This is a genomic window from Methanospirillum stamsii, assembly GCF_003173335.1.
GTDB lineage: Archaea > Halobacteriota > Methanomicrobia > Methanomicrobiales > Methanospirillaceae > Methanospirillum > Methanospirillum stamsii.
Genome location: NZ_QGMZ01000015.1, coordinates 1 through 15,754, shown reverse-complemented (window position 1 = coordinate 15,754; position 15,754 = coordinate 1). Strand labels below are relative to the sequence as shown.

Annotated in this window: 15 protein-coding genes; 13 read left to right on the top strand and 2 right to left on the bottom strand. The window is 45.3% G+C overall.

What is annotated here, in order from left to right:
• Positions 1–7 precede the first annotated feature (7 nt).
• Positions 8–460 (top strand): hypothetical protein, encoded by a 453-nt coding sequence (locus DLD82_RS07660; protein WP_109940528.1) that lies wholly within the window; start codon positions 8–10, stop codon positions 458–460.
• Between the two features lie 32 nt (positions 461–492).
• On the opposite strand, the gene DLD82_RS07655 is transcribed toward DLD82_RS07660, so the two are convergent.
• Positions 493–1,731, bottom strand: coding sequence for a proteasome-activating nucleotidase (locus DLD82_RS07655; protein WP_109940527.1), 1,239 nt, complete (start codon positions 1,729–1,731; stop codon positions 493–495).
• 34 nt (positions 1,732–1,765) lie between these two features.
• On the opposite strand from DLD82_RS07655, the gene DLD82_RS07650 reads away from it, so the two are divergent.
• The 12 genes from DLD82_RS07650 (at position 1,766) to DLD82_RS07595 (ending at position 14,448) form a co-directional block, all read left to right on the top strand.
• Positions 1,766–2,284 (top strand): multiprotein bridging factor aMBF1, encoded by a 519-nt coding sequence (locus DLD82_RS07650; protein ID WP_109940526.1) that lies wholly within the window; start codon positions 1,766–1,768, stop codon positions 2,282–2,284.
• Positions 2,285–2,575: 291 nt separating this feature from the next.
• Entirely contained in the window at positions 2,576–3,376 is an 801-nt protein-coding gene (locus tag DLD82_RS07645) for a 2-amino-3,7-dideoxy-D-threo-hept-6-ulosonate synthase (protein WP_109940525.1), read from the top strand.
• Positions 3,373–4,146: a 2-amino-3,7-dideoxy-D-threo-hept-6-ulosonate synthase gene (locus DLD82_RS07640; protein WP_109940524.1), complete on the top strand. Its 774-nt coding sequence runs from the start codon at positions 3,373–3,375 to the stop codon at positions 4,144–4,146. The genes DLD82_RS07645 and DLD82_RS07640 overlap by 4 nt, the downstream gene beginning before the upstream one ends.
• A 6-nt stretch (positions 4,147–4,152) precedes the next feature.
• Positions 4,153–5,139, top strand: coding sequence for a 3-dehydroquinate synthase II (locus DLD82_RS07635; RefSeq protein WP_109940523.1), 987 nt, complete (start codon positions 4,153–4,155; stop codon positions 5,137–5,139).
• 1 nt (position 5,140) lies between these two features.
• Positions 5,141–5,965: a prephenate dehydrogenase/arogenate dehydrogenase family protein gene (locus tag DLD82_RS07630; RefSeq protein ID WP_109940522.1), complete on the top strand. Its 825-nt coding sequence runs from the start codon at positions 5,141–5,143 to the stop codon at positions 5,963–5,965.
• Complete coding sequence (locus DLD82_RS07625) at positions 5,962–6,756, top strand: prephenate dehydratase (RefSeq protein WP_109940521.1); 795 nt, start codon at positions 5,962–5,964, stop codon at positions 6,754–6,756. The genes DLD82_RS07630 and DLD82_RS07625 overlap by 4 nt, the downstream gene beginning before the upstream one ends.
• On the top strand, positions 6,747–8,042 hold the full coding sequence (aroA, locus tag DLD82_RS07620; protein WP_109940520.1) for a 3-phosphoshikimate 1-carboxyvinyltransferase: 1,296 nt from the start codon (positions 6,747–6,749) through the stop codon (positions 8,040–8,042). Before DLD82_RS07625 ends, aroA begins: the two co-directional genes overlap by 10 nt.
• Positions 8,018–9,400 carry a shikimate dehydrogenase gene (gene aroE / locus DLD82_RS07615; RefSeq protein WP_181391314.1) on the top strand — a complete coding sequence of 461 codons (1,383 nt, stop codon included), beginning with the start codon at positions 8,018–8,020 and terminating at the stop codon, positions 9,398–9,400. Before aroA ends, aroE begins: the two co-directional genes overlap by 25 nt.
• Positions 9,397–10,404 carry a chorismate synthase gene (locus DLD82_RS07610; RefSeq protein WP_109940518.1) on the top strand — a complete coding sequence of 336 codons (1,008 nt, stop codon included), beginning with the start codon at positions 9,397–9,399 and terminating at the stop codon, positions 10,402–10,404. The genes aroE and DLD82_RS07610 overlap by 4 nt, the downstream gene beginning before the upstream one ends.
• An 8-nt stretch (positions 10,405–10,412) precedes the next feature.
• On the top strand, positions 10,413–12,914 hold the full coding sequence (locus tag DLD82_RS07605; protein ID WP_109940517.1) for a U32 family peptidase: 2,502 nt from the start codon (positions 10,413–10,415) through the stop codon (positions 12,912–12,914).
• A 198-nt stretch (positions 12,915–13,112) separates the two neighbouring features.
• Entirely contained in the window at positions 13,113–13,943 is an 831-nt protein-coding gene (locus DLD82_RS07600; RefSeq protein WP_109940516.1) for an EFR1 family ferrodoxin, read from the top strand.
• Positions 13,944–13,977: 34 nt separating this feature from the next.
• Positions 13,978–14,448 carry a flavodoxin family protein gene (locus tag DLD82_RS07595; protein WP_109940515.1) on the top strand — a complete coding sequence of 157 codons (471 nt, stop codon included), beginning with the start codon at positions 13,978–13,980 and terminating at the stop codon, positions 14,446–14,448.
• A gap of 318 nt (positions 14,449–14,766) precedes the next feature.
• On the opposite strand, the gene DLD82_RS07590 is transcribed toward DLD82_RS07595, so the two are convergent.
• Positions 14,767–15,609: an alpha/beta fold hydrolase gene (locus DLD82_RS07590; protein ID WP_109940643.1), complete on the bottom strand. Its 843-nt coding sequence runs from the start codon at positions 15,607–15,609 to the stop codon at positions 14,767–14,769.
• Positions 15,610–15,754: the final 145 nt, after the last annotated feature.

Sequence of the window (15,754 nt, the reverse complement as noted above, 5' to 3'; positions counted from 1 at the left end):
TTTTTTTATGAATCTGCTGATAGTCAGCAGACCTGGCATCCGGATATTTTACGAACTCAGAAGATCCGAAACAGCCTGGCATGCACTTAAGTTTTATAGGCCGATTGAAATTCCAATTGGAATATATATCACGCTCAGTTCTCTCTCAGCGGCCCTCTCGCTTGCATCAGATCTGAAGTACTTTATCAGAAAATTTGGTGCAGACCATTTATTTGAGATAAAACCGGGGATTTTTTGTACTGCATCGGTTGCAAAATCACGATATCTGACAAGAGACGATCTCCCTGTTCCCTGGCCGTGGCGGATTTTTATTCATACAGATTGTGAAGGATCCCTGTCCCGGTTTAATGAATTACCAAAAGAAGGACTTCCCCTTCCGGGTGGAAAAACTAAGGGCGATTACCTGATTACTGCATTATGCAGTGAAGAAGAATATTCTGTTTTACAGTACAATCCCTAATTGAGCCGGAAAAAAAACAAAAAAAAGAAGGTCTAGGCAAACATTGCACCAGCAGCAATAAGCCGCTGATCTTTCTCAAAGTCATACCTGAATTTATTCAATGCGTTGAGGAAGTCTTCATGAGAGACCTGTGAATGTTCTTTCCTGATAGCAAACATCCCTGCTTCCATACAGATTGCATTCAGGTCAGCTCCGTTTCTTCCATCCGTCATCTGTGCAATTTCCATCATGTTGACATCATCGGCAAGATTCATGTTGCGGGTATGAACCTTGAGGATTGAGTATCTCCCATTGGCATCCGGCAGAGGAATCTCGATAATCCGGTCAAACCGCCCGGGACGCAGGAGGGCTGCATCCAGGATGTCAATACGGTTGGTTGCTCCGATTATCTTTACGTCTCCTCTCTGTTCAAAACCGTCCATTGCAGCCAGAAGCTGCATGAGTGTACGCTGGACTTCCCTGTCTCCGGAAGTCATTGCTTCAGTGCGTGATGCTCCGATAGCATCTATTTCATCAATAAAGATGATGGAAGGGGCTTTTTCCTTGGCAAGGTCGAATAATTCCCGTACCAGTCTTGCTCCTTCTCCAATATACTTCTGTACCAGTTCTGAACCTACGGTATGCAGGAATATCGCATGAGTCTCATGTGCTACAGCCTTGGCCAGAAGGGTTTTTCCTGTTCCGGGAGGGCCGTACAGAAGAACCCCTTTAGGTGGATTGATACCTATCTTTTCAAAGAGATCTGGTCTTGTCATCGGAAGCTCTACCGCTTCACGAATCTCCATGATCTGCTTTTCAAGACCGCCAATATCTTCATAAGTCTCCGATGGTGCATCTACCAGTTCCATCCCATACACTTGCGAATCATAGGTACTTGGAAGAACTTCCACAATCGCCAGAGACTGCTGGTTGAGAGTGCATCTGGCACCAGCTTTGAGCACATCCGGGTTTACGGACTGGGATACCCGGACCAGGAACCTTGGCCCCGCACTTGACCGGACAACAACGCGTCCGGGATCTATGATGTCAGTGACGGTGCCCACAATGAGCGGAGGTGTTTTCAGGTGTTCGATTTCACTTTTCAGCTTACGAACTTCCCGCTCATATCTGATCTTCTGAGTCTCGATATATCGCTTATCTGACTCCAGTTGACGGATCTGCTCCTTTAATTCCTGGTTTTGCGATTCCATTCCTGCAACCCGGTCGACTAAGTACCGATAGAGCTCCTCAGGAGTCTTCATATCATCTGTGTGGCGGGTTGCTTCTGCCATCTGATCAATCAGGTATATAGGGGTAAGTGACTATATGATGTTTGCGAAAATGCAGTGTGAAATGTGCGGCGCAGAAGCCAAAGGCCCTTTGAAGAGGATCAAGATCGAAGGGACCGAGCTCTTAGTCTGTAATGCCTGTGCTAAATACGGTACTGAAGTACAGGGAGCAGCTCCACGATCATCTGCAGCACAATCCGTGAAATCTTCCGGATTTCAGTCCCAGGCAAAACCTGCTGTCCAACGCTCCAGAGACCTGTTTGACCAGATGGGTGGCGACCTGGTAGAAGATTATCCTGACCGGATACGTGATGCACGGATGAAGCTGGGGATGACCCAGAAAGATCTTGCCCTTGCGATGATGGAACGTGAACTTCTGGTAAAAAAACTGGAAAAAGGTGAACTGATTCCGGAAGATGAAGTTCGGAAAAAACTTGAAAAAACACTGGACATTCGTCTTCTTGACGATACGTCCTCTGAACCGACTGACCTTCATCATGCACGAATGACCACCACTATGGGGGACGTCATTCGTATTAAGAAGGCAAAGAAGTAACTTTCATTTTTTGTGTGCGTGGTTTGAGTAATTACTACGATGTTGATGTCCATGTCATGCCATATCATGGCACGATATCGAAACCTTTATCTTCGGTCATATTGACTCCTGATCATGACAAACTGTGTGGAGGAGATGGTATCTGCAAAAAACTGCAGCATAGCTTCCGCCAGACTGTTATCCGAATTGTCAGTTAGATCATTCGCTTATCGCTATTTTTCGTCTTTTTTTAGCTTTTTCCAGTTTTTCTGGTACTGAGTAATCACTCGTACCAAAAATGGAGTGATTTGTATGAGAGGTAAAGATATCAGACTTGAAAGAATCATGAACCGTAACACAAGAAAGACCATAATAGTCCCGATGGACCATGGGGTAACCCTGGGGCCGATTGCGGGTCTGGTGGAACTTCCTGATGCGGTAAATTCAGTTGCGGAAGGTGGAGCAAATGCAGTTCTCGGGCATGTCGGACTTGCCCTGCATGGGCACAGGCAGCGAGGTCACGATGTGGGGCTTATCCTGCATCTCTCTGCATCAACAGCCATTGGTCCGGATCCAAATGAGAAAGTGCTCATAAACTCTGTAACAAATGCCCTGAAAATGGGGGCAGATGCAGTATCCATGCATGTAAATATCGGGGCGGACTCGGAGGCCCAGATGCTGGCCGACCTTGGTCATGTATCAATCGAATGCATGGAATGGGGAGTCCCGCTTCTTGCCATGATGTACCCACGGGGCCGGAACATTAAGGATGAACACGCCGTGGAACATGTAAGTCTTGCGGCCCGTGTTGCCGCAGAACTGGGGGCTGACCTTGTAAAGACCAACTACACCGGAGATCCGGACACATTCCGTGAAGTCACGAAGGGATGTCCGGTTCCGGTGGTGGTTGCAGGAGGGTCAAAGACAGATGATCTTACGACCCTTGAACTCATCGAAGGGTCCATGGAAGGAGGAGCTGCTGGTCTATCCATCGGCCGGAATGCATTCCAGCACGAGAATCCTGCAGCATTTGTTCGTGCCTGTGCGAAAATTGTCCATGAAGGACTCTCTGCTGTTGAAGTCAATGAGATGCTCAAAGGAGGGATGATATGATCGGAAAGGAGATTCGTATTGAACGGATAATGGACCGGAACACTGGAAAAGCGGTCATCATTCCGATGGATCACGGAATGACCCTGGGACAGATAGATGGTCTTTTAAACATGACCGAAACGATTGCGGAAGTCTCTGACGGAGGTGCCAACGCCATAATTCTTCATAAAGGGCTAGTACGCCCGGGTCACCGAAGAAAAGGACGGGACATCGGTCTTATTATTCATCTTTCCGCCGGAACAAGCATGAATCCTGACCCAAACGACAAGGTATTAATCTGCACCGTTGAGGAAGCAGTATCCCTTGGTGCTGATGCGGTATCTATCCATATAAATCTTGGAGCCATCCAGGAATCAAAAATGATGGAATCTGCCGGGCAGGTAGTCCGTGATTGTAACCGGTGGGGAATACCTCTTCTGGCTATGATTTACCCGCGTGGTAATGGTATCAACCCGACTGATCCCCGTCATGTCGGGCATGCGGTCAGAGTAGCAGAAGAGCTCGGAGCCGACCTTGTAAAGACCAACTACACCGGAGATCCTGAATCTTTTGCAAAGATTGTAAAAGCATCATCAATTCCGGTTTTTATTGCCGGAGGAGAAAAGGGCGAGGATATTGACACCTACCATTCCATCTATGATGCTGTTCACTTTGCAAAATGTGCCGGTGTCTGCATGGGAAGGAATGCATTCCAGCGGGATAATGTTGCAAAATTCGTGTCAAATGTATCAAAAGTAGTTCATGAAGGGGTAAAACCTGAGAATATCTGAGGGATTATGAAACAGGTATTTGTGGATCTCCGGCCATGGGACAAAGAACTTGCAATTGCTGCCCTTGAATCCGGAGCTGATGGAGTAATCGCAGATTTGGCAGGACCAATCAGAGAACTTGGAAAAATCCTCGTTATCGCTCCGGATGGTGACCTGGTTCTGGATAAGGATATCCGGGAGGTTACCATCGGGAATACTGAAGATCAGGCTCTTGCGATGGAAGCTGCAAAGACCGAACGGATTATTGTCCATACATCTGACTGGACGGTTATTCCCCTTGAAAATCTGGCTGCATGTGGAAACAATGTCATCGCTGCGGTCTCAACCATTGAAGAGGCAGAGCAGGCATTTACTGTCCTTGAAAAAGGAGTTGCCGGAGTTCTTATCCAGACTGATAATCCGGATCTCATCCGGAATGTTGCGAAGATGGCACAGTCCGGGTCATGTGGAAAAGAACTCCACCGCCTTACGGTTACCGGGGTAAAACCTGCTGGTATGGGGGAGCGAGTCTGTGTGGATACGTGTTCTCTCATGACTGACGGGGAAGGAATGCTGGTAGGAAATACATCATCCGGTTTTTTCCTGGTCCATGCCGAGACCCTCGTAAACCCGTATGTGGCTCCCCGGCCATTTCGGGTAAATGCAGGAGGAGTCCATGCATACGTGCAGGTTACCGATGGAAAGACGGCATATCTTGCTGACCTGAAAGCAGGTGACCGGGTGAGCATTGTTCATGGAAACGGAACATGCCGGGAAGCTACGGTCGGCCGGGTCAAGATTGAGCGAAGACCGCTCTTTTTAGTAGAGGCTGAATGTGATGGTCAGAAACTATCAGTCATCCTTCAGAATGCAGAAACCATCCGGCTGGTTCGGCCGGATAACTCGGCAGTTTCAGTAACTTCTCTGAAACCCGGAGATATTATCCTTGGAAGAATAGAGAGCGGAGGCCGGCATTTTGGCATGGCCATTGATGAGACCATCATTGAGAAATAACATGAAAATCGGGATCATCGGAGGGACCGGAGGCATGGGCAGCCTCTTTTCACAGGTTTTTTCCGGAGCCGGCCATGAGGTGCTCATATCCGGAAGGACAACAGAAGTTACCCGTGAGGATATCTGCCGTCTGGCTGATGTTGTCATGGTATCGGTTCCAATCAGAGATACCATCCGAATCATCGAAGAAATATCTCCGCTTCTCACTGAAGGGCAGATTCTGGTAGATCTGACCTCACTTAAAGTAGATCCGGTCCGTGCAATGCTTACATCAAAGGCTCGTGTCATCGGGTTTCACCCGATGTTTGGTCCGACGGTCGGAACCATTCTGGGCCAGACCATCGTTGCAACCCCTGCACGATGTGATGAAGAGGATATCCGGTTCTTTGAGGAGATTTTTACCAGTCAGGGGGCACGGGTTACCCGGACCACGCCTGAGGAGCATGACCGGATGATGGCCGTAATACAGGGTCTTACACATTTTAAGGCAATTCTTCTTGCCGGAACGATGAGAAGACTTGGAATTTCTCCGGAGGATACTGAGGTGTATATGAGTCCGGTATACCGAATAGAGACCGGAATAGCCGGAAGACTGCTCTCACAAAACCCCGGACTTTATGCAGATATTCTGTGCATGAATCCGAGTGTTCCGTCGGTTCTAAAGACCTGCAGAGAGACCGCTGACGAGATAATTGAGATGGTAACAAATGGCGACATTGATGCATTTACTGACGAATTTCTCTCATCCCGTGAATGGTTCGGCCCGTTCTGTTCCCAGGCCCTGAAAGAGACGGATAAACTTATCCAGGCGATGGTGAAACCTTGACTCTGATTACGCTTGGTCCGGAAGGAACTTTTTCTCATGACCTGGCGCAGAAGATGGATGATGATATCATCCTGATGCCCTCAATTGGGAGAGTATTTTTAGAGGTTGCAAAGACTGGAATATCCGGTCTTGTTCCCCTTGAAAACAGTGAAGCAGGCGGTGTTACTGCAACCATGGACGGACTGATGCAGCATGAACTCTACATCACCAAAGAAGCATACCTTCCGGTTCATCATTCCTTTGCTGCCGATACCCCAAAGGATCAGATTTCAGTTATCTTTGCTCATCCCCAGAGCCATGAACAATGTAGTAAATACATTGATTCCTTAGGTCTTCCGGTTATTCATACCGAGAGTAATGCAGCAAGTGGACAGGCCCAGAAGGAACGGGCAAATTCTGCGGCAATCATCTCTGAATCACTTGCAAAGAGGTATGAAATTCCGATAATTGACCGGAATATCGAGAACAATCTTGATAATATTACCCGGTTCATTGTTATCAGCAGCATTAAGGGAACTGATGCATATCCGCAAAAGTGCAGCATTATCGCGGATCCTGGCGAAAACCGGGCAGGACTGCTCTATGACTTGCTCTCTCCCTTTAAGGATTCCAAAGTGAACCTGACCCGGATAGAATCACGGCCATCAAAACGCTGTATGGGTAATTACGTCTTTTTCATTGATATTCAATGTGAAGGAGCATGGATGGAAGCGATAGAAAAGATAAGCAGGATTACCCGGATAAAGCATCTTGGTTGTTATCAGGTTCTCGGAGAGTTTCCATGCAGATGAACATCGGCAGATGTGGCAAAGTCTCTATTTCCTGTGTTGCACCGGCATCGAAAAGTTATACTCACCGGGCATTGATTATTGCTGCTCTGGCTGATGGAGAATCAGAAATTATCGGCCAACTTGATGCAGATGATACCAGGATGACTGCACGGGCACTGATGAACCTTGGTGTTCGTCTTGAATGGTGCCGGGAATGTATTCGCGTCAGGGGCATGGGGGGTCACCTTACAGCTCCGGCTGATGATATTGATATCCAGGATTCCGGAACATCCATGCGTTTACTTACGGCGTTATCCCTCCTTGCCGATGGTCCTGTCACATTAACCGGAAGTAAAAGGATGCAGGAGCGTCCTCTTGGCCCACTCATCGATGCCCTGAATGCCGTAGGCGGAAATATCAGGTATCTGAAAAAACCCGGTTGCCCACCGGTCAGTATTGATGGAACATTCTCCGGAGGAGACATCACCATTGATGGAAGTATCTCAAGCCAGTTTATCTCCTCTCTCCTTATTGCTGCTCCATATGCTGCGGAAAATACCCGAATTCACCTGCTTGGAGAACCCGTTTCCCTTCCGTATATCATGATGACTATTGACAGCATGCAGGCATTCGGAGCGGAGGTTTTTGTGGATGATGGTCTTGATGGTGAGACAATTTTTTCTGTTTCGACAAACCACCACTATCAAGAGCGCCGGTATACCATTGAAGGTGATTTTTCATCTGCCTCATACTGGTTTGCTCTTGCTGCAATCTGTGGCGGTTTTGCAACCGTTTCCGGACTAAATTCTCATTCTGCCCAGGGAGATAGAAGACTCCTGGACATTTTGAGGAATATAGGGTGCAGCATTACAGACAATGAAGATGGAATTACCCTTACCCGTGATCGTAACATCCCTCTCCGGGGAATTGAGGTGAATATGGCTGATTGTCCGGATGTGGTCCAGACGGTCTGCATGGTTGCCGCGGTTGCGGATTCACCCACCCGAATAACCGGGGTGCATCACCTCCGGATGAAAGAGAGTGACCGGATTGCAGCAATTGCAAATGGTCTTACGGCGCTCGGGGGCAATGTCAGTGTTGAGGAGGATGCCATTACCATTCACCCTACACCGCTGCATGGGGGTGTTATTCATCCGGAAAATGATCACAGGACTGCAATGAGTTTTGCAGTACTTGGATGTTATGTAGGAGATGTCACAATCCTTGATGCAGGATGCGTGACAAAATCTTATCCAGAGTTCTGGGAGGAATTACGACGGATATGGCAAGACGCCGTATCGTGTTGATCGGGTACCGGGGAACCGGAAAGAGCAGTATTGGAAAAGCTCTCTCCAGCATCACCGGGCAGGTTCACATTGATACAGATCAGCTCATTGAAGATGCAACCGGAAAGAAAATACCGGAAATATTCGAGTCCGAAGGAGAGGCGGGATTTCGGGAGATAGAGCAGCATGTTATTGCCAGAATTCCTTCAGGGGCCGGAATTATCAGCACAGGAGGAGGAGCGGTTCTTCATCCTGAAAATGTCCGGATGCTCCGGATGAATAGTTTTGTTGTGCTTTTAACTTCGAAAAATGAAGTGATTGCCCGGAGAATTGCAAAGACAAGCCGCCCATCTTTGACCGGTCAGCCACCTGAAAAGGAGATAGATACCGTTCTTGAGGAACGGATGCCCCTCTATCGGAGTGCCGCCGATTTTGTTATCAATACCAGTTCCACCTCTGCAAAACAGGCAGCATCACTCATTCTGGATAAAATTACCCGTGGCATTTGTCTCCCTGAAAAAAGAAAATCCTTGTTAGCCGGAGTGATAAAAACTCCGGTTCCTGACCGGGAAAAGGTGCATCTAAAGAAAATCTCCGGTGATACTGACTATTATCTTTATGGCATACTCGGACACCCTGCGATGCATAGTAAAAGTCCTGTAATCTATAATCACCTGTTTGCAGATTACGGGATGCCTGCCCATTATACCTGGTTTGAACAGAAAGATCCGGGTGTTTTCTTGTCGTCACTCACCGGAACAGGAGTCCGGGGTCTTTCGGTTACAATTCCCCATAAAGAGACAATTATTCCCCATCTTGATGAAATCAAGCATGATGCAGAGAATATTGGTGCGGTAAATACTGTTCTCATCCTGGAAGATGAGAAATTCGGATTTAATACCGATTGGAAAGGTATCTATCGGCCGCTTGAGGGCACAGAAGGTGATACTGCGGTTATCCTTGGAGCAGGTGGTGCTGCAGCAGCAGCGGTATATGCCGTTTCAATGCGAGGATTCAGGCCGGTTATCCTGAATCGTTCTCCTGAAAGGGCGAAGTCTCTTGCAAGAAAAAGCGGAGCCGAAACCGGAACACTTGACCAGGTCGAAAAGTTTTCACCGGATCTCATCATTAATACAACCCCGGTTGGAATGAGTTCAAATCCCCACCTTCCTATCCCTGCATCTGTCTTAAAGCCGGAGATGAAAGTTTTTGACCTTGTTTATACTCCTCGAGATACTCCCCTTCTTCAGGCTGCTCTTCAGGCCGGATGCTCAGTTATTCCAGGAACGGAGATGTTTATCCATCAGCTTGCAGAGCAGTTTCGGATCCTTACCGGAATTGATACACCAATTATCCGGCTTCGGGAGATGCTTTCTTGAATACGTTTGGCAGGAATTTCCGGATAACAACCTTTGGGGAGAGCCATGGGGTAGCAATTGGAGTTGTCATTGATGGATGTCCTCCCGGGTTTTCCTTGTCTGAATCAGACATCCAGCCATTCCTTGATAAGAGAAAGCCGGGTCAGAGCGACCTTGTAACTCCCCGGAAAGAAGCAGACAGGGTGCAGATTCTATCCGGAGTTTTTGAAGGAAAAACCCTTGGGACTCCGATATGTCTTCTGATTCAGAATACCTCGATGAGGTCAACGGATTATGATGAGTTAAGAGAACTCTTTCGTCCGGGTCATGCTGACCGGGGATATATGGAGAAATATGGAATCCGTGACCATCGGGGTGGAGGTCGAAGTTCCGGCAGAGAGACTGCAGCACGGGTCGCAGCCGGTGGAGTTGCCACTCTGTATCTTGCACAATATGGAATCCGCATTTTTGGACATCTTCTACAGGTACATGGTGAAACAACACCCGAAGGCATTGAAAAGGCCATCCGTACAGCCCGCGACAATGGAGACTCTGTTGGAGGAATCATCAGTATTAACGTCTCCGGATGTCCTCCAGGTCTTGGAGATCCGGTATTTGGGAAACTTGATGCCTTTATTGCTTATGCCATGATGGGAATTGGCGGGGTTAAAGCGGTGGAGATTGGTTCAGGAACAATGGCTGCAGACATGAACGGTTCGGAGCATAATGATCAGATGACTCCGGAAGAGTACCTCTCGAATAATGCCGGCGGGATTCTTGGAGGTATCTCCACCGGACAGGATATTCTTGTTCGTCTTACCATTAAACCAACCCCTTCAGTAAGGGCGGTTCAAAAAACCATTGACATTCATGGCGAGAATCGGGATATTTCTGTGCATGGCAGGCATGATCCCTGTATTGCAGTCCGGATTGTTCCGGTTGCTGAGGCGATGATGGCACTTGTTCTCATGGATGCTCTCCTTGAACAGAGGAAGATTTTTCCGGGGTTTCTTAAGGAGTCCTGATTCAGGTCATGGATAATTCTCTTCCGCTTCTTCTTGCACCAGCGGGTTCTCCGGTGGCTCTTCATGCTGCCTGTGCGGCCGGAGCCGATGCCGTGTATCTTGGAGGCCGGCAGTTTGGAGCCAGGCAGTTTGCAGCAAACTTTTCTGATGATGAACTTGAGCAGGCAGTCAGGTATGCCCACCTCCGGGGTATCCAGGTCTTTGTCACTGTTAATACCCTGATAACCGAAAATGAAATTCCTGATGCTATCAGGTACCTGGTTTATCTTTATAAAATCGGCGTAGACGCGGTTCTTATTCAGGATATCGGACTTTTAGCCCTTGCACATCAGTGCATTCCTGACCTCACTCTTCATGCATCCACCCAGATGGGTATCCATAATGTTCCCGGATCTTTGTTTGCTACAAATCAGGGATGCAGCAGGATTGTTCTTGCCCGGGAACTTAACCCGGAAGAGATCCGGGAAATTGCAGAGGCATTATCCGGTCTTGATGTGGATCTTGAGGTCTTTGCACATGGTGCACTTTGTTATGCGTATTCCGGCCGTTGTCTCCTCTCATCTCTTGTTGGAGGTAGAAGTGGGAACCGGGGGATGTGTGCCCAGCCGTGTAGAAAATTATACCAACTGGAATGTGGAACTCAGGATCAATGGGGACGGCTGGAGAATGAAAAGCCCGATGGATACCCGGAATATCTGCTTTCAACAAAAGATCTCTCGGTGTATCCTGTTCTTCCGGAGATTGTAAATCTCCCTGTTGCTGCCTTAAAAATAGAAGGTCGGATGCGGTCTCCGGAGTATGTAGGAGCGGTGACATCTATCTACCGAAAAGCCCTTGATGCCATCCGAAATGGGACATTTCATCCAGATCCTGAAGATATTGCAGATCTTGCAGTTGCTTTTTCCCGCAGGTTTACAACTGGATATGTATCCGGAGCAGCATTTTCAAATGTAATGGGTAGGGAATATCCAGGAAACCAGGGATATATTATCGGAAAAGTCATATCCGCACGAAAAGGGAAAGTGCAGGTCAGACTTACTTCTTCTATCATTCCAAACCAGGGTGATGGACTGGTTATCAGGGATATTGACCGGGAAGAGGGGCTTGTTCTCCGAAATACCCCGGTAGTGAAAGCAGATATAGTTGAATTGCCATCTCCATTCAATCCAAAACCCGGAGCAGAGGTCAGCATCACAAAAAGATTAGCACTGGAAAAAAGAATCTCTGCACTTCTTGCTTCTCCGGATGAGCGATATTTCGGTTCTCTTCGGATTTCATGTTCGGTGATTTTTTCTGTGGATGGTAAAATATCCGGAACCGGTACAGTAATTGACTGGAATTCAGATGCCCATTCATTTGAATATCTGAGTGAGGAAATAGTTGAACCGGCAAAGACCCGGTCAATCACTCAGGATCAGGTTCGGGAACAATTGAATAAAACCGGCGGGACACTATTTTCTTTTTCAGATATTTCCATTTCCGGAGAAGAAGGACTATTTGCCCCGGTCAGGGTGCTCAATAATCTGCGGCGGGAAATTCTCCTTGCTGCTGAAGAAGCAATCATCAAATCCAGAATTCCCCGACCAAAATCTATCTCCGGAATTCTGAAACGATGTGATGATATTACAGGAAAAAAAGCACCTGTTCAGAATATACCTGTATCTGACTCACGGCTTATTTCAATTGTTACTTCTGCTTCAGAGGCCCGTTCTGCACTTGAGAATGGTTCTTTCCGGGTGTACATGGTCTGGGAGCCATTCAGATTGGACATTTCATCTCTTCAGGAATATACGGGCCAGATTGGGATCATGGTCCCCGGAGTCATCAGGCAAAAAGAACTCGAAATATTTCTTACAGATCTCCAAGATATCATCTCCGCCGGAATTCATCACCTGATGGTTGATTCACCAGGAATTGGTGAATGTCTTTTGGAGAAATTTCCCGGGATTTCTGTATCCGGCTACTATGGTCTTCCTGTCACAAACAGCAGAACAGCTGAAGTTTTTTCAGGTTTTGAATTCTGTACTCTTTCGCCTGAACTTTCCGGACAGGAGATCCGATCTTTGTGTTTGGGATATTCCCAAGGAGAAGGTCCGGATATTGCGGTCTGTTGTCAGGGACTGATTGAAGCTGCAGTAACAGAGGATAACCTTTGTTCTCTCTCATCTGATAATAAGGGGAATTCTTTTGCAATCCGTGATGAAAAAAGATATTCTTTTCCCTTCTATTGTGAAAAGTCCGGCAGAACCCATATTCTGAATTCACAAGAACATAGTCTTATAGATGAAAATTCAGAACTTATGGAATTTGGTATCCGGCATTTTATCATTGATGCCAGGAATCGTGGCCCGGGTTATGCCGCTGAGATGACAGGGCTCTGGAAACAGATCCTATATGATGAAATATCCGAAGAGGAAAGAGAATCAATCCGGGAGAAGATAATCGAAATGAGTTATCACGGAATTACGAGGTCCGGTTATAGAAGAGGACTTTCCGGAATAAAACCGTAAATTCTATTTTTAATGAATAATTGAATCCTAACCTAATTTTTTTTCATATCTCATCTCATTATGAGAAATTGCCATATGAAAATTTTTAGAGTATTAAAAATAACCAGAATTTAACAGATAACGCTATCATATCATACATCCAGAATATCATCATCTTAATATGAATTGATTAAATTATGACCGGAAAAGGGAAAAACGATGAAAACAATCATTTATTATTTTACCGGCACCGGAAATTCACTTTCCGTTGCAAAAAAAATCGCCGCAACCCTTGAAGAGTGTAAACTGGTTCCGATCTCATCCATGAAAGATACTACATGTGATGTTGTTCCGGAAGCAGATCGTGTAGGTATCATCTGTCCGGTTTATTTTACCGGCCTACCTGCCATGGTTGCTTCTTTTGTAGATCGCCTTTACCTGGGCAGGGTAAAATATGTATTCTCAGTTGTTACCAATGGAGGAGGAGGAGGAATATCTACCCTGGCACAGCTTGATAATATTATCCGGAGAAAATCAGGTCGTGGACTTTCTGCCGGATATTCTGTGATGATGCCAGGGAATTATATCCTTATGTACGAACCTCCAACCGGAGAAAAACAAGATAACATCCTGTCATCAGCAGAAAGTGATATCCAGAAAATTATTGATGATGTTGGACAGTGCAGAAAACATCCACTTCACCGATCACTCATATGGTCTGTACTCCATGCTATTCTGTATTCATGGTTCATTTCAGGTGTCCATAACAAAGATAAAAAATTTTCCGTAAGTAACAAGTGTACATCCTGTGGGATTTGTGAAGCAGTCTGTCCGGCAGACAATATTGAACTGGTCGATAAAAAGCCGGTCTGGAAACATCATTGCGAACTCTGTTGTGCCTGTATCCACCTCTGTCCGGTAGAGGCAATACAGGCAGGTAATAAGACGGCAGGAAGGATAAGATACCGAAATCCGGAAGTTACCGTTTCAGAACTTGGAAATATTCCTCCCTTATCCGGAGAAGAAAAAACGGATGAAATATCACCATAAACAGGGAATGAAATTAAATTAAAAGGGAATAATCATGAAATCTCTCCTGATTGTATGTTCATATCATCATCATAATACTGAAAAGATAGCACAGGTCTTTGTTAAAGTCCTTAATGCACAAGTAAAAAAACCTCACGAGATAAATCCGAAAGAACTATCAGAATACGACCTTATCGGGTTTGGTTCAGGGATATATGGAGGAAAACTACATAAATCTCTGCTCTCTTTAGCAGATTCAATTCCACATGTCACAAAAGGTAATGCATTCATTTTTTCAACTGCAGCACTTATAGGAGATACAAAAACAACTAAAGATCATTCACTGATGAGAGAAAAACTGGAATCGAAAGGATATGTTATTATTGATGAATTTAGTTGCAAAGGGTTTAACACGAATAGTTTTCTGAAATTTTTTGGTGGAATGAACAAAGGAAGACCTAATGCTGAAGATTTTAAACGTGCTGAAGAATTTGCTTATAACATGGTAAAGAAAATTCAGAAATAATGTTATAAAAATGGTATAATGCAAAACGTTCTGGAATAATCCAGAATGGTTTACATACATTATGGAGTGAATTAAGTGTGTAGTATAAACATAATCTTTGTATCATTCCAATTTTTCTAAACCTTTTGGAACACACAATGAAAGACAAAGAAAAAACCTGTATCTAATAATATTCAGATTCTTCTCTTTCTATCTAAAAATTTTTTCCCTCTTATAAAAAAAATTCAAAAATTATCGATTATTTGTGAACAATTTGTATTATAATGCTTTAAATAGCCTTTGTTTGATTTATGAAATTCGAAACATTTTTTCAGGACACTAAAGAAATTGGTTAATCTCCTCTCTGACTTCTTTTATTTGTGAGAGCATTGCATGTCCCCCCGTCTCAAACAATTTGAGTTGAGACTGATTGATAATCTCATGAGAATGCAGTGCATGAGTATAGTTTACTAATGCATCATCTCTGGCATGCATGATAAGCACAGGACATGAAATATTATTAGCGGATATATTTTCGGAAAAAAGCATATCTGCGTCATTTATTGTCCCTTTATACCTCTGGGTCATTGGATGCATTACATCCAGCATTTCCTGTGCCAGTTGTTTTTGCTCCGGAGTAAAATTTGAATAGACATCTTTGGGAACGCCCATTAAATCGAGAATCGTAGGTTGTGCAAATTTAGAAAAGAGCCAGTAAGCATAATCTGATTGCTGTATTATGTGAATAATTTTTATATATGCGGGTTCCTCCTCATCCTCTGGTTCAGGTCTGCTCACAGCGGATATTAATATCAATTTCGAGCTTTTCTCAGGATAATCATTTGCAAACTGAATTGCAGAAGGGCCTCCGGCAGAAGCACCAACGACAACAACTTTTGACAGATTCAAATGATCCAGAAGAAGATTATATTGTGCAGCCTGGTTTTGAATTGATGCATTTTCCGGAATTGGTGAATGAAGATAGCCGTATCTTGAAACGGCAATAATCTGATGATTCCCGCTTAAAAAGGCTTTCCCTGACCAGAGACCAAAGTCAAAACCACCTCCGGCTCCATGCAAAATGAGAACTGGCCTTCCTTCTCCTAGTACAGAGTATTCAATATCACCATAAATTGTTTTTAAAATTTCACTTGTCTGCAATCGTTCATTTGCATCATTCATATCCTGATTAAAACTCAGATAATTAAACCCGAAAAATAAAAGAAGAATAACGATAATTATGACAAAACCAATAGAAATTTTTTGCCTCTTCGCTATTTCAAGTGGGTAAGTCAAAATTGAGTTTCCCACAGCGTAAATAGATCAT